This window comes from Pirellulales bacterium, from assembly GCA_035499655.1.
Classification (GTDB): Bacteria; Planctomycetota; Planctomycetia; order Pirellulales; family JADZDJ01; genus DATJYL01.
On sequence record DATJYL010000172.1, the window covers coordinates 1 to 12,907 of the forward strand.

General features: G+C 58.0%; 13 protein-coding genes. 8 read left to right on the plus strand and 5 right to left on the minus strand.

Annotation, left to right across the window (positions count from 1 at the left end):
• From VMJ32_12160 to VMJ32_12185, 6 genes are all read left to right on the plus strand, one after another.
• Nucleotides 1–189 (plus strand): hypothetical protein (locus tag VMJ32_12160; GenBank protein ID HTQ39773.1); only part of this gene is annotated, 189 nt, incomplete at its 5' end.
• An 81-nt stretch (nucleotides 190–270) separates the two neighbouring features.
• A complete protein-coding gene (locus VMJ32_12165; GenBank protein HTQ39774.1) occupies nucleotides 271–780 on the plus strand; it encodes an FHA domain-containing protein in 510 nt (169 codons plus the stop codon).
• Nucleotides 719–1,570 carry a MinD/ParA family protein gene (locus VMJ32_12170; protein HTQ39775.1) on the plus strand — a complete coding sequence of 284 codons (852 nt, stop codon included), beginning with the start codon at nucleotides 719–721 and terminating at the stop codon, nucleotides 1,568–1,570. Before VMJ32_12165 ends, VMJ32_12170 begins: the two co-directional genes overlap by 62 nt.
• Before the next feature lie 3 nt (nucleotides 1,571–1,573).
• Nucleotides 1,574–2,605, plus strand: a complete 1,032-nt coding sequence (gene glsA, locus VMJ32_12175) for a glutaminase A (protein HTQ39776.1) — start codon at nucleotides 1,574–1,576, stop codon at nucleotides 2,603–2,605.
• A gap of 134 nt (nucleotides 2,606–2,739) precedes the next feature.
• The gene (locus VMJ32_12180; protein HTQ39777.1) at nucleotides 2,740–4,293 is read left to right on the plus strand and encodes a PQQ-binding-like beta-propeller repeat protein; all 1,554 of its coding nucleotides are present in this window, start codon (nucleotides 2,740–2,742) and stop codon (nucleotides 4,291–4,293) included.
• An 84-nt stretch (nucleotides 4,294–4,377) separates the two neighbouring features.
• A complete protein-coding gene (locus VMJ32_12185) occupies nucleotides 4,378–5,235 on the plus strand; it encodes a dienelactone hydrolase family protein (GenBank protein ID HTQ39778.1) in 858 nt (285 codons plus the stop codon).
• A 10-nt stretch (nucleotides 5,236–5,245) separates the two neighbouring features.
• Here VMJ32_12185 and VMJ32_12190 read toward each other — a convergent pair whose 3' ends face one another.
• The 4 genes from VMJ32_12190 to VMJ32_12205 form a co-directional block, all read right to left on the minus strand.
• A complete protein-coding gene (locus VMJ32_12190; protein ID HTQ39779.1) occupies nucleotides 5,246–7,426 on the minus strand; it encodes a helicase C-terminal domain-containing protein in 2,181 nt (726 codons plus the stop codon).
• An 86-nt stretch (nucleotides 7,427–7,512) separates the two neighbouring features.
• Complete coding sequence (locus tag VMJ32_12195; GenBank protein ID HTQ39780.1) at nucleotides 7,513–8,376, minus strand: thiazole synthase; 864 nt, start codon at nucleotides 8,374–8,376, stop codon at nucleotides 7,513–7,515.
• A 36-nt stretch (nucleotides 8,377–8,412) separates the two neighbouring features.
• Nucleotides 8,413–8,619, minus strand: a complete 207-nt coding sequence (gene thiS / locus VMJ32_12200) for a sulfur carrier protein ThiS (GenBank protein ID HTQ39781.1) — start codon at nucleotides 8,617–8,619, stop codon at nucleotides 8,413–8,415.
• Between the two features lie 168 nt (nucleotides 8,620–8,787).
• Entirely contained in the window at nucleotides 8,788–9,312 is a 525-nt protein-coding gene (locus tag VMJ32_12205) for a hypothetical protein (GenBank protein ID HTQ39782.1), read from the minus strand.
• Between the two features lie 215 nt (nucleotides 9,313–9,527).
• On the opposite strand from VMJ32_12205, the gene VMJ32_12210 reads away from it, so the two are divergent.
• On the plus strand, nucleotides 9,528–10,724 hold the full coding sequence (locus VMJ32_12210; protein ID HTQ39783.1) for a Gfo/Idh/MocA family oxidoreductase: 1,197 nt from the start codon (nucleotides 9,528–9,530) through the stop codon (nucleotides 10,722–10,724).
• 87 nt (nucleotides 10,725–10,811) lie between these two features.
• Here the strand turns inward: VMJ32_12210 and VMJ32_12215 are convergent, their stop codons facing one another.
• Nucleotides 10,812–11,258 carry a response regulator gene (locus tag VMJ32_12215; protein HTQ39784.1) on the minus strand — a complete coding sequence of 149 codons (447 nt, stop codon included), beginning with the start codon at nucleotides 11,256–11,258 and terminating at the stop codon, nucleotides 10,812–10,814.
• Between the two features lie 225 nt (nucleotides 11,259–11,483).
• Between VMJ32_12215 and VMJ32_12220 the strand changes: the two genes are divergently transcribed.
• On the plus strand, nucleotides 11,484–12,907 hold a 1,424-nt coding region (locus VMJ32_12220; GenBank protein ID HTQ39785.1), incomplete at its 3' end, for a prolyl oligopeptidase family serine peptidase.

Sequence of the window (12,907 nt, forward strand, 5' to 3'; positions counted from 1 at the left end):
CCGGTGGCAGCGGCTGCCATCAGATCGCCTCGTGCTCATGGCCCCCGACTGTTTTTGCGCGCAATCAGTGCAGATTCTGCACGCACGCTTGGCAAACTGGGTTCTTCGGATAAATTAAATCTGCATAAATTGTCTTGTGATGTAACGAGTTGTCTCATCTTCGGTTCTTCGCAATGGCCGGCGGCATGAAAATTGCAAACCTGCCGCGGCATCGTTATCGGCGAGGGGAAGATGCTGCGCTCGTAGGATTACCGAACAGGCGGTCGGTACATGGCAGACTTGTCAAATCCCAACGCTCCCGATTCGTCTCTCCACGCTGCCATCCACCTGATGGATTCAGCGTTAGGGCGGCCGATTCGCAGTTGGCAATTCAGCGGACAACCATTGATTTCCATCGGCCGGGCCGACGATCGTGACGTACAAATCAGCGATCCTTACGTTTCGCGCAATCATGCGGAACTGCGGAATCAATGCGGCCAATGGTCGCTGGTCTCGTTAGGACGCCATGGCGTTATCGTGCAAGGCGAAACCATTGCCGAAATACCCATTCAAGGCGAAACCACTTTTCGTCTTGGCTCCAGCGGCCCCACATTGCGTTTCGATCCCCGCGCCCCGCACGCAGACAATCGCATGACGATGATGTTCGATTCCACCGTGGGAGAAAACATGTTCGAGCTCGACCACTCCAAGCTCCAGCGCGAAGTGGCCGAAATTGCCGATGGCGATTATTTCCTGGAGCTGCAGCGCCGCGCCCAACAACTGCGCCAGCAACGTCAATAATTCCCCGCGAGTTACCGCTTTGCCAAAAATCATCTCCACGCATTCGTTCCGCGGCGGCACGGGAAAATCCAACACCACGGCCAATCTGGCTGTGTTGACCGCCCGCGCCGGCCATCGCGTGGGCGTCATCGACACCGACATTCAATCCCCCGGCATTCACGTCCTGTTCCAGCTCGAAGAATCCGCCATTCAAAAATCGTTGAACGATTATCTCTGGGGCCGCTGTCGCATTGAAGAAGCCGCTTACGACGTCACCCCGCGCTGCATTGGCAATGTGCCCCAAGAAGCCGAGCATCCCCGGGTCTTCTTAATTCCCTCCAGCCTTCGCACCGGCGAAATTGCACGTATTCTGCGGGAAGGGTACGACGTGGCATTGCTGAACGATGGGCTGCAAGACGCCGTTCGCCGACTGAATTTGGATTACCTGTTCATCGACACCCATCCGGGCGTTAACGAGGAAACGCTCCTTTCCATCGCCGTTTCGGACATGTTGATTTTGATCGTCCGGCCTGATAAGCAAGATTTCCAGGGTACGGCCGTCGCTGTCGAACTGGCCCGAAAACTGGCCGTCCCCAAAATGCTGTTGCTGGTCAACAAGGTGGCTCCCGGAACCAACGTGCCGGAACTGCGCGAAAAAATTCAAGCGATGTATCAGGCCGAAGTGGCTGGCGTACTGCCGCTGAACACCGAAATGGTGCGCTTGGCCAGTAGTGAAATTTTTACCAACCGCTTTCCCGACCATCCTTTCAGCCAGGAGTTGCAAGGCGTCGTGAAACGAATTTTGGAGTAAGTTGTGTCTGTAACCTCCGGCGATGGCGAACTCGATTTGCTGCTGGGCAAAATGAAGGCAGCCGCCGCCCCCCTGCGCGATGTCCTTCGCGATTTGTACGCCCGTTACGCCGCCGTCGCCGACGGCAAAGTGGCCGATTACATTCCCGAATTGGCCAAGGCAGATCCCAACTGGTTCGGCATCTCTATCATTACCGCCGACGGCCAAGTCTTCGAAGTCGGCGATTGCAAGCAACAATTCACTATCCAATCCATTTCCAAACCGTTTGTTTACGGCTTGGCGCTGGAAGATCATGGATTGGAACACGTCCTGAAAAAAGTGGGCGTGGAACCGACGGGCGAAGCCTTCAACGCCATCGTGCTCGATGAAGCGTCCAATCGGCCATTCAATCCCATGGTCAACGCCGGCGCTATTGCCACCGCCGACTTGATCACTGGCAAAGATTACCCGGAGCGCGTCAGTCGAATGCTGGGCATGTTCAGCCGCTACTGCGGACGGGAAGTTTATGTCGATAATACGGTCTTCATGTCGGAACGGGTCACCGGCCACCGCAACCGCGCCATCGGTCATTTGATGCTGAATTTCGGTATGGTGGGACAGCACATGCAAGATTCGCTAGAGCTGTACTTCCAACAATGCTCGATTTTAGTCAACTGCCACGACCTGGCCATGATCGGTGCCACGCTCGCGAACGGTGGCGTGAATCCGGCCACTGGCCAGCGCGCCATCAAGCAGGAATACGTTAAATACTTGCTCAGCATCATGCACTCCTGCGGCATGTACGATTACGCCGGCGAATGGGCTTACCGGGTCGGCATCCCAGCCAAAAGCGGTGTCGGCGGCGGAATTGTCGGCGTCGTGCCCGGGCAATTTGGCATCGGCGTGTTTTCACCGCCGCTGGATAGCAAAGGCAATAGCGTGCGCGGCATTAAAGTCTGCCAGGAGCTTTCGGAGCGATTCGGCCTGCACTGCTTCGAAACCAAATTTACCGGCCAATCGCTCAGCCAGCTAATGGCGCCCACCCGCGGCGCCTAGCGGCAACCTTCTCCGCAGGCGGTGGCTAGACTCTTCGCCCCGCGGTACAATCTGCGCTCAGCGCTGGCGCGCAGCAGCAAACCACTGCAGCCGCCCACGTCCCGCCGCTTGTTGCCTTGTGCCGAAGGAGCTTTATGCGACACCGCCGAATTGCCGCCCGCACTTTCTGCTGGTTGTTTACGTTCTTGTATCCCGCCGTGGTGGCCGGCTTGGCGTGCCCTTCGCTTTGGGCCGCTCCGCCTGATGCACCTGCTTTGTCCAATACCGCGGCTGCCTCCAATGCTTCCTCGCCCAATTCCGGCTTGTCGAACCAAAACTGGCCCCAATGGCGCGGCCCGTTGGGCACCGGCGTCGCGCCCGATGCCCATCCGCCCACCGCGTGGAGCGCCAACCTAGACGGCACACAAAAAAATATCAAATGGAAAGTCAGCCTTCCCGGCGCCGGCACCTCCACGCCCATTGTCTGGAGCGATCAAATCTTCATCCAAACCGCCGTTCCAACGGGCCGTAAAATCGAACTCCCCGCCGACCCGCCCCCTGATGCCAATGACGCAGCACCCAAAGAGGCAACCTCCAAAGACGCGTCCAGCAGCACTCCGCCTGCCGATGCCAAAGATGCTGGCAAAGACGTCGCCAAAGACGCTCCCAAGCCCAAGCCGCCGCCCATGTTCAACATCCAAAAGCCGGACGAATATTATCAATTCGTGCTACTCAGCCTCGATCGTCAAACTGGCCAGGAGCGGTGGCGCGCCGTGGCTGCTGAGGTCGTGCCGCACGAAGGCCATCATCCCGATCACGGTTTTGCCTCGTACTCGCCGGTCACTGACGGCGCCTGCGTCATCTCCTACTTTGGCTCCCGCGGTCTCCACTGCTACGACATGCAAGGCCATCTGAAATGGGAAAAAGACCTGGGCAAAATGACCACCATTTTCTCCTTCGGCGAAGGCAGCTCGCCGGCGCTGTACGGCAACACCGTAGTCGTCAATTGGGATCACGAAGCCGGTTCGTTCATCGTCGCCTTCAATAAAGATACCGGGCAAGAGCTGTGGCGCACTCCGCGCGACGAAAAAACTTCCTGGGCGACGCCCCTCATCGTCCCCACCGGCGATCAGACTCTGGTCGTCACTTCCGGCAAGCAAAAAGCCCGGGCGTACGATTTGGCCACCGGCAAACAAGTTTGGGAATGCGGCGGACTGACGCCAGCGGCTATCCCCTCGCCCGTCGCCGCCGACGGCATCGCCTACATAATGACCGGTTTTCAAGGCAGTTCGCTGCTGGCCATCCGCTTGGGCCAAACCGGCGATCTCACCAGCACCGACGCTGTTGCCTGGAAGTTCGATAAAGACACGCCCTACGTTCCTTCGCCGCTGCTGTACGACGGCCGGCTCTATTGCTTCAAAGTGAACAAAGCGATTGTTTCCTGTTTTAACGCTGCCACCGGTGAGCGCCTGTTCGGGCCGCAGCGACTCGATGGCCTGCAAGACGCCTACGCTTCGCCGGTCGGCGCCGATGGCAAGGTGTACTTTGTCGGCCGCAACGGCACGACCGCTGTCATTCGCAACGCCGACACACTGGAAGTGCTGGCGACAAACCCACTGGACGAAGGCGTCGATGCTTCACCCGCCCTTGCCGGTAACGAAATCTTCCTCCGCGGCAAACAACATTTATTCTGCATTTCGCAGCCCTGAAATTCACCTGACCCCTTACTCGTGATAACTCATTCCTGAATCCTGAACCCCGCACCCCATCTCCTGCCTAACCGGAGCCCAGCCATGCCCTTTTCAATCACAGGTACGCTGCTCACATGCGCCGCCATTTTCGCCATCGTCTGCACCACTTGCGGCAAAGTGGTCCATGCTCAAGGACCGCAGCCCTGGGCTAAAGAGCGACTGGAAAAATCTCCCCGCCACGGCGAATGGGTAATGCTCAACCACGACAACCGCCCCGTCAATTGCTTCATCACCTATCCGGAAGCCAAAGACAAAGCCACGGCCGTTATCGTCATTCACGAAATCTTCGGCCTCACCGATTGGGTTCGCGGCGTGACCGATCAGCTGGCCGAGGCCGGCTACATTGCCATTGCCCCCGACCTGCTCTGGGGCAAAGCCGCCAATGGCGAAGGCACCGATGCCATCGTCAAAGCCGAAGGTGGAGAAGCGGTCAGAAGGCACATCTTCGAGCTGCCGTCCGATCAAATCACCGCCGACCTGAATGCCGTGTACGATTACGCTTCCAAGCTCCCCAGTTGCAACGGCAAGGTGGTCGTGTGTGGTTACTGCTGGGGTGGAGGCGAATCGTTCCGTTACACCACCACCAACAAAAACTTGAAAGCTTGCTTCTCGTTCTACGGCCCGCCGCCGACCAAGCAGGACGATGTTGCCCGCATCAATTGCCCCGTCTATGGCTTCTACGCCGGCAACGACAACCGCATCGACGCGATGCTTCCCGCCATCACCGATCTGATGAAAAAAGAATCCAAAACTTACGAGCCAGTCACCTACGAAGGCGCCGGCCACGGCTTCATGCGGGACGGCGAAGATCCGACCAGCACCGCCCCCAACCACGTCGCCAACGTCAAAGCCCGCGACGAAGCCTGGACCCGCTGGAAAGAATTATTGAAATCGATGTAAGCCCCGGCAATTATGGAGCCCGAATCGAAGCGCGCGCACCACTGCGTTCGGCACGGTCTTCAATTTTCACCGTGCACTGCGGCAGCGAGGCCAGGAAGATTTTACCGTAAGGTTTGCTGCGCACGCGGGGGTCGAGAATCACCACCAGGCCGGTGTCGGTTTTGGTGCGGATTAAGCGTCCGAAGCCTTGCTTCAATTTCAACACCGCTTCGGGAAGTTGATAATCGGTAAACGGGTTGCCCCCGGCCGCCCGAATTGCTTCCAGCCGCGCTTCCAACAACGGCCGATCGGGCACGCTGAACGGCAGCTTGGTGATGATCACGTTTTTAAGCGTGTCGCCGGGCACGTCCACGCCTTGCCAAAAACTGTCGGTTCCAAACAGCACGCTGCGCGGATTTTCCTTGAATCGCGCCAGCAGTTGGCTTCGTCCCGGCCCTCCCAAATCGCCCTGCGACAATATCGCCAAATTCTGCTCGACCAGCCACGGCGTCAGCGCCGCTGCCGTGCGGCGCAGCATCTCGTAACTCGTAAACAACACGAAGGCCCGGCCATCGCTCCGCGCCACGTACCGGCGAATCATCTCCTGGCACGCCTGCTCGAACGGCTCCTTATCGTTGGGATCGGGCATCCCCTCTGGCAATATCAACTCCACCTGCGCGCGGTAATCAAACGGGCTCCCCAACCGCAAGCAAGCTGTTTGTGTCAGACCAACGCGCGTCTTGAAATAATCGAACGCCGAATCGACGGCTAAGCTCACGTTGAAACCGGGGGCTATCGATCTGTTAGCCTCGGCGACGTTGATGCTCCCGCCGCCGCCCGATCTAGCTGTTCCCACGGCCAGCGTCGCGCTGGTCATAATCACGCTGGGAACTGTGTTGAACAGTTGTTCCCGCAGCGCGGGCCCAACGTCGATCGGCGCGGCGCACAGCACAAACCGCTTGTGGCCGCGGCGCGATTTGAAACGTTCGATCCAATACACGGCGTCGGGCAAATCTTGCTTGATCCAGGTGTCGATTTCGGCGGCGATGGCCCGTAGGCGTTCGGCTGCGGAATTGAAATCGAACCGCTGCGCATCGTCCTTGAATTTTTCGCCGTGCTGCTTGATGAGGCGCGCCAGTTTATCGAGCGCGGGGCTGAGCAAATTCGGCACGATTTCCGGCTTGTTCACACGGCCATTCGGGCCGGCGCCGTCGTCGAGGCATTGATCCAAATCGTGAAAAAAATCTTCGGCACGTACTCGGCAGCGTTCCACTTCCTGCTGGGCATCGCCCAATTTGTAGTGCACCAGCAAGCCCCGATTCGTGCGGTCGTTGTACAGTTTGTTGAGCGTGTACTCGATCGCGCCGGATGAAATCCCCAAGCCCAGGTGATCGCCGGCCACGCCTTCGACCGTGTGTGCTTCGTCGAGAATGGCGACGTCGTAATTCGGCAAAATGCTGGCTTCCGCCCGGCGCAACGCCAGGTCGCTGAAAAACAGGGCGTGATTGACGACCAAAATTTGGGCCCGGCTAGCCCGGCGACGGGCCTGATAGTAAAAGCAATCGGCATACGTCGGACAGTTGCGCCCCATGCAGTTGCCGCTGTCGCTGGCAACTTCGTCCCACACGCTGTCGATGGGGCGAAACGACAAATCGGCCAGCGAGCCATCGGCGGTTTGCTGCGACCAGCCGCCTAGCTCGCGAAGCTGTTCCAGCTCCTCGTCGACAATGAACAAATTCCGCGCCCTCTCTTGCACGGCTTTCAGTCTTCTTCGGCTCAGATAGTTCCCCCGGCCTTTCACCAGCACGGCCGTAAATTCTTGCGGCATGATGGAACGCAACAGCGGAATGTCCTTTTGAACCAGTTGCTCCTGCAGCGCAATCGTATGAGTGCTGACGACAATCCGGCGAATGGGGCGCGGCTGGTCGGGAGAACCCTTGCCGGAATCGGAAGCTGGCTGCCAGTTCGATCCAACCTCGTCGTCAACTGATTCGTCCGGCGGCGGCTCCGTCGTGACAGCCAGAATGGCCGGGACCAAGTACGCGAAGCTTTTCCCTACGCCCGTCCCGGCTTCGACAATCAGGTGTTGCCGTGCTTCAATGGCCACCGCTACAGCCTGAGCCATTTCCAACTGCTGCGGCCGCTGTTCGTAACCTGTCAATCGCGCAGCGATGCGCCCCTGCGGACCCAAAATTTCGCCGGGATCGATCATGAGGGTTTTTAACCGCAGAGACGCGGAGAGGATATTTTTTGAATTTTTGCTGCTCTGCGCCTCTGAGTCTCTGCGGTTCAATTAATTTACCGCGGTTTCGGCGCAATCGTTCCAGTCTCTGGGCTGCTTGCCGTCGCATACAGTTTTTTAGGAATGCGGCCGGCCAAATATGCCAACCGGCCTGCGGCACATGCCGCCTGCATGGCCTGGGCCATGACAAGCGGATCCTTGGCATGCGCAATGCCCGTGTTCAACAGCACGCCGTCCACGCCCAACTCCATGGCAATCGTCACGTCGCTGGCGGTGCCGACGCCCGCATCGACAATGACCGGATATTCCGGATCGCCATCTTTCAAGTATTCCAAGCAAATGCGAATGTTGTTCGGGTTCAAAATCCCTTGCCCCGAACCAATCGGACTGCCGGCGGGCATCACGCTCGTGGCTCCGGCCTGCTTTAGCCGCCGCGCGGTAATGGGGTCGTCCGTGGTGTAGCACAGCACCTGAAAGCCCTCGGCCACCAGCCGCTCGGTGGCTTCCAACGTGGCCACCGGATCGGGCAGCAGTGTTTTAGTATCGCCCAGTACTTCCAGTTTCACCCAGTCAGCGCCGGGGTTTTCCAGACCGAGCAAAATTTCGCGGCCCAGGCGAGCCATTCGCACAGCATCATCGACGGTGAAGCAACCGGCGGTGTTGGGCAGAAGAATGTAGCGGCGGGTATCGATGTGATCGAGCAAGTTGTGCCCTTGAGTGTCGATCAGTCGTTCCCGCCGCACCGCCACCGTGATGCAATCGGTGCCAGAAGCCGCCAGCGATTGGGCCATCAATTCATAATTGGCGTACTTGCCGGTGCCGACAATCAAACGACTCCGAAGCGTGTGCCGGCCCAGACGGAAGGAATCGGCGGAACGAGTATCGGCTGGTGCAGTGGGTTCTTTAAGAGTTGTGGGCATGGTTATTACGCAATAAATTGAAGATTACTGAGTGCTTCAGCCGCCGCCGACCAATGTGACTACCTCCAAACGGTCGCCGTCAGCAAGGCGATGCCGCTCATGTTGGGCCCGGGGCACAAGCTCCATATTGATTTCCACGGCCACATGGTGCGCTTGCAGTTCCAATTGGGCCAGCAATTGGGCCAGCGTGGCTCCCTCGGGGACCGTGCGTTGCCGACCATTCACGAAAATTTGCATTGCCATCCCGTGGTTCAATTGCAGTGCGTAGGCTGGGCCAAAGAAATCAGTCACCCGCGGATTTTACCGCGCTGCTGACACGCTGCCTACAGGCTGCGAAAGCATTCTCGAGTCCGCCCATGGCAGGTTTTTCGCCATCACTGATCACCGCTCGCTGCAGCAATCCCATCCCAATCACGGCGGCCGTACGGCAACGGTTCGCATCTGCATGGTTTGTAAGAGCACAAATCGCGTTGCTGACAGCATGGGGTTGGCTTGTGTCGTGCGGCCGATATTCCATTGCACACCGTAGGCCGCCAACGTGCCGGTGTTGAGTTCCAGCACGTAGATCAAGGCCAGCCCCGGCTGAAATTGCGACGGCCCCCGACGCAGCTCGGCCAAGCCCGTAACCATCAGGAATTTGGGGCTTTTGGACGGGTCGAGCTTCAGATCGGTCATCACGTTCGTTTCAAACACCGTGGTGAACTGGTAATTGTTCACGTTCATGGCCGCGCCTTTCAGAATGCCCGTTAGGGTATCGAGAAAATACACGCCTTCGACGGTGTTATCCAATAGGCCGGTTGCCAGTTGAAAGCCATCTTGCCCGCTGGTAGCAACGGCGTGCAACGGTTGGGCTGGCATGAAAATGGTCAGCAGAAAGCCCAACAACGCTCCCAGCGAAATCCACCCCAAGCGTGCGCGATTGACGGTTGGCAACATAGTATTAGCTCCGCTGAACGGCCGCGGCTGAAATCTGGGGTCTGCATTCGTAAATCAATCCGGAATGATAGCCCCTGGTTGCCTTCGCCGCCATACGGATGGCGGGACCTAAAACGCTGGGAATTTCCGCGCTCCGCTAGCATCCGCGGGAGCTTCTGGTAAAAAGTTTGTCAGGGACAGCCGTATTACATTTTTACGGGAGTGGAGCTTTCGTCATGGCCACAAACGGCGCGTTGAATCGCAAATTGCGGATGGCGTTGGTCGGCGGCGGACAAGGGGCATTTATCGGCCGGGTGCATGCCACGGCGGCAGTGTTGGACAACCGGGCCGTCTTGGTCGCCGGAGCGCTTAGCAGCGATCCAAAGCGAGGTAAAGCCTCGGCCGCCGATTACGACATTCCCGCCGACCGCGCTTACGGTTCCTATCAAGAACTCATCGAAAAGGAAAAGGCGCTGCCGCCCGACAGGCGGATCGATTTCGTTTCCATCGCCACGCCCAATCATACGCATTTCGAAATTGCCAAAGCCGCCGCGGAAGCGGGCTTCAATGTCATCTGCGATAAGCCCCTCACCCTGGATTTAGCGCAGGCCGAACAGTTGGCCGACGTGGTTGATCGCACCGGCGTGGTGTTTGCTGTTACGCACAACTACACCGGCTATCCACTGGTGCGGCAGGCCCGGCAAATGGTCCTTGGCAGCGAGCTGGGCGAAATCAACGCCATCCGTTCGTTCTACTTGCAAGGTTGGCTGCGGACCCGTTTGGAGTTGCAAAATCAAAAGCAGGCCACGTGGAGGTCCGATCCCGCGAAAAGCGGCGCGGCCGGCTGCTGGGGCGACATCGGCACCCACGCCTTCAATTTGGCCCGCTACATTACCGGGCTGATGCCGCAGTCGATCAGCGGGCATTTGAAAGTGTTTGAACCGGGCCGGGCGTTGGATGATTACGGTACTGTTGTTGTTCGATTTGAAAATGGGGCGCTGGGCACCGTGACGGCCTCGCAAATCAGCCATGGCCGTGAAAACGATCTGTGGATTGAAATCGACGGCACCAAGGGTTCGCTGGAATGGCACCAGGAAGAACCCAACAAAATGTGGCTCAAGCGCAACGGCCAGCCACACGCTTTGTACACCCGCGATCCGAATGCACCGTTCATGAACGAGGCTGGCAAAGCCGCGTGCCGCTTGCCCAGTGGACATCCGGAGGCGTTTTTCGAAGCGTTCGCCAATGTTTATCGGGCGGCCTACGACAGCATGATTTTGCGCGCCACGGGCCAAAAATTTCCCACGGTCGACACCATTTATCCCAACGTCAGCGACGGCGTAGAAGGCATGTACTTCATCCAGCAAAGCGTCGCCTCGACCAAAGAAAACGGCGCGTGGCTGCCGCTGCGGCACAAGCGGGCACGGAAGTGAGTGAGTGGTTAGTGGTGAGTCGCAAGCGGAGTTTGAAAGGTGATGGGAAAACCATTCACCACTCACTCCTCACCATTCACCTGGCCGCTACACCGTCGGCAAAATCACGCCCTGGTGCCAAAAGCGTTTCAGCTCGCGCACCACATCCAAAAACTTGCTCAGGTTGACCGGTTTGATCAAATAGCTTTCCACCTGCAGCATTTGCGTGTGAGCCATGTCGGCTTCGTCGGTCGAGCCGGTCAGCACCACCACGGGAATATCGCGCAGATCTTCGTCGGCGCGAATTTCCGACAGCACCTCGCGGCCGTCTTTTTTGGGCAGTTCGAGATCGAGCAAAATGACGTCGGGTCGTGGGGCGCGGGCGAAAATGCCGCGCCGCTGCAAATAATCCATCGCTTCGACGCCGTCGACCACCAGCGTGCAACGGTGCTGGAAGTTGGCCTTCTCCAAGGCACGAATAGCAAAGTGGGCGTCCATGCGGTTATCTTCCACCAAAAGCACTTCCATCGGACGACCAACAGTATCTTTACGCATAACAGCCTCGTGAGCCCCCTCGTCGCGCCATAACACACGAAAGTTCGCTTCCATTTAGTTTAACCTCGGGCGACAATGATTTGTACAAGTTAGCAAAAAAAGTTTTTTTCGCTGAGATCATTTCTGTTGAAATTCGATAGATGTTATCCCGATTGCCAGAAATTCACTCCTGTTTCCGAGGCTGATTTTATGCATAACAACATGGGATGGTTTCACAGTTTAACAATGAATGCTCTAGCAATTGCCGCGTTAGCGATGGGGATTTCGCCTGGAATGAATGGCTCGCAAGGCGTGCAAATCGCCGCGGCCCAAGCGCCGGAGGGAAGCGATCACATCAAGCCGTTGCCGCCGCCGGGAATTGACGTCCCGCCGGCAGATCGGGCCGAATTGGAGCGCGGCTTGGCAGGCTTGGATGGGGCCATTAAAGAACTGGCCGCCAACAAAGATCCGCACATTCAGGCGCTGTTGCCCGATGTGCAGATTTTTCAGCTTGCGGTCAAAAGCGCGCTGGAAAACAATGAGTTCTTCGATGCTGCCGACATCGCCAAGGCCAAGGAATTGTTGCAAATGGGGCTGGCCAGAGCCGATCAGTTGCAAAAAGGTGAAGCGCCCTGGACCAAAGCCACCGGCCTGGTCGTGCGGAGCTACATCTCAAAAATCGACGGCTCCGTGCAACCCTACGGTCTGGTCGTGCCTGTTTCTTGCCGGCCGGAAAGCGCGCACAAATTTCGCCTGGACGTCTGGTTGCACGGCCGCAACGAAAAGCTAAGCGAAGTGAACTTTCTCGACGAGCGAAGTAAGAAGCCGGGCGACTTCACACCGCCTGACACGATTGTGCTGCATCCTTATGGCCGGTATTGCAACGCTTTCAAATTCGCCGGCGAAGTGGACGTGCTGGAAGCCATCGACGCCGTCAAACAGCAGTACCGCGTCGACGACGACCGCATCGCCATTCGCGGCTTTTCGATGGGCGGGGCGGGTTGCTGGCACTTGGCCGTGCATTATGCCGACCGTTGGGTTGCCGCCGCGCCGGGTGCCGGCTTCGCCGAGACCGAGCAGTACTTGAAAATGTCGGATGATGCCGTGGCCGCGCTGCCTGATTGGCAACGCAAATTGTTCTTCTGGTACGACTGCCCGCCCTATGCTGCCAATTTGTATCAATGTCCCACGATTGCCTACAACGGCGAGGACGATCCGCAAAAACAGGCTGCCGACGTTATGGAAAAAGCCCTGCAAGACGAGGGAATCGCCCTGCGGCGTGTCATCGGGCCGCACACCAAGCATGCCTACGAGCCCGAGGCGAAAAAAATCGTTGCTGCTGCTGTGGATAGTTTAGCGGAAATTGGCCGCGAACGCACCCCGACCGAAATTCACTTTGTTACGTATACCCTCCGCTACAACCGCATGGACTGGCTGCAGATCGATGGTTTGGCCGAACATTGGGCCCAAGCCAGCGTCGACGCCGTCATCTCGACCACCGAAGAAGGTGATTCACTGCTGACGCTGGAAACCAAAAACGTCACGGACCTAACGCTGTCGTTCCCACCCGGCTGGGCCCCGCTCGATATCGCCAAGCCGGTCAAACTGGAAATCGACGACGACAAACTCGACGCGCCGCAGGCCTTTTCCGATCACTCTTGGCAGTGCAA

What these genes read in the sequence shown, in the direction of transcription:
- VMJ32_12165 (HTQ39774.1), top strand. Translation starts at nt 271, where the DNA reads ATGGCAGACTTGTCAAATCCCAACGCTCCCGATTCGTCTCTCCACGCT.
- VMJ32_12170 (HTQ39775.1), top strand. Translation starts at nt 719, where the DNA reads ATGGCGATTATTTCCTGGAGCTGCAGCGCCGCGCCCAACAACTGCGCC.
- VMJ32_12180 (HTQ39777.1), top strand. Translation starts at nt 2,740, where the DNA reads ATGCGACACCGCCGAATTGCCGCCCGCACTTTCTGCTGGTTGTTTACG.
- VMJ32_12185 (HTQ39778.1), top strand. Translation starts at nt 4,378, where the DNA reads ATGCCCTTTTCAATCACAGGTACGCTGCTCACATGCGCCGCCATTTTC.
- VMJ32_12190 (HTQ39779.1), bottom strand. Translation starts at nt 7,426, where the DNA reads ATGATCGATCCCGGCGAAATTTTGGGTCCGCAGGGGCGCATCGCTGCG.
- VMJ32_12195 (HTQ39780.1), bottom strand. Translation starts at nt 8,376, where the DNA reads ATGCCCACAACTCTTAAAGAACCCACTGCACCAGCCGATACTCGTTCC.
- thiS (HTQ39781.1), bottom strand. Translation starts at nt 8,619, where the DNA reads ATGGCAATGCAAATTTTCGTGAATGGTCGGCAACGCACGGTCCCCGAG.
- VMJ32_12205 (HTQ39782.1), bottom strand. Translation starts at nt 9,312, where the DNA reads ATGTTGCCAACCGTCAATCGCGCACGCTTGGGGTGGATTTCGCTGGGA.
- VMJ32_12210 (HTQ39783.1), top strand. Translation starts at nt 9,528, where the DNA reads ATGGCCACAAACGGCGCGTTGAATCGCAAATTGCGGATGGCGTTGGTC.
- VMJ32_12215 (HTQ39784.1), bottom strand. Translation starts at nt 11,258, where the DNA reads ATGCGTAAAGATACTGTTGGTCGTCCGATGGAAGTGCTTTTGGTGGAA.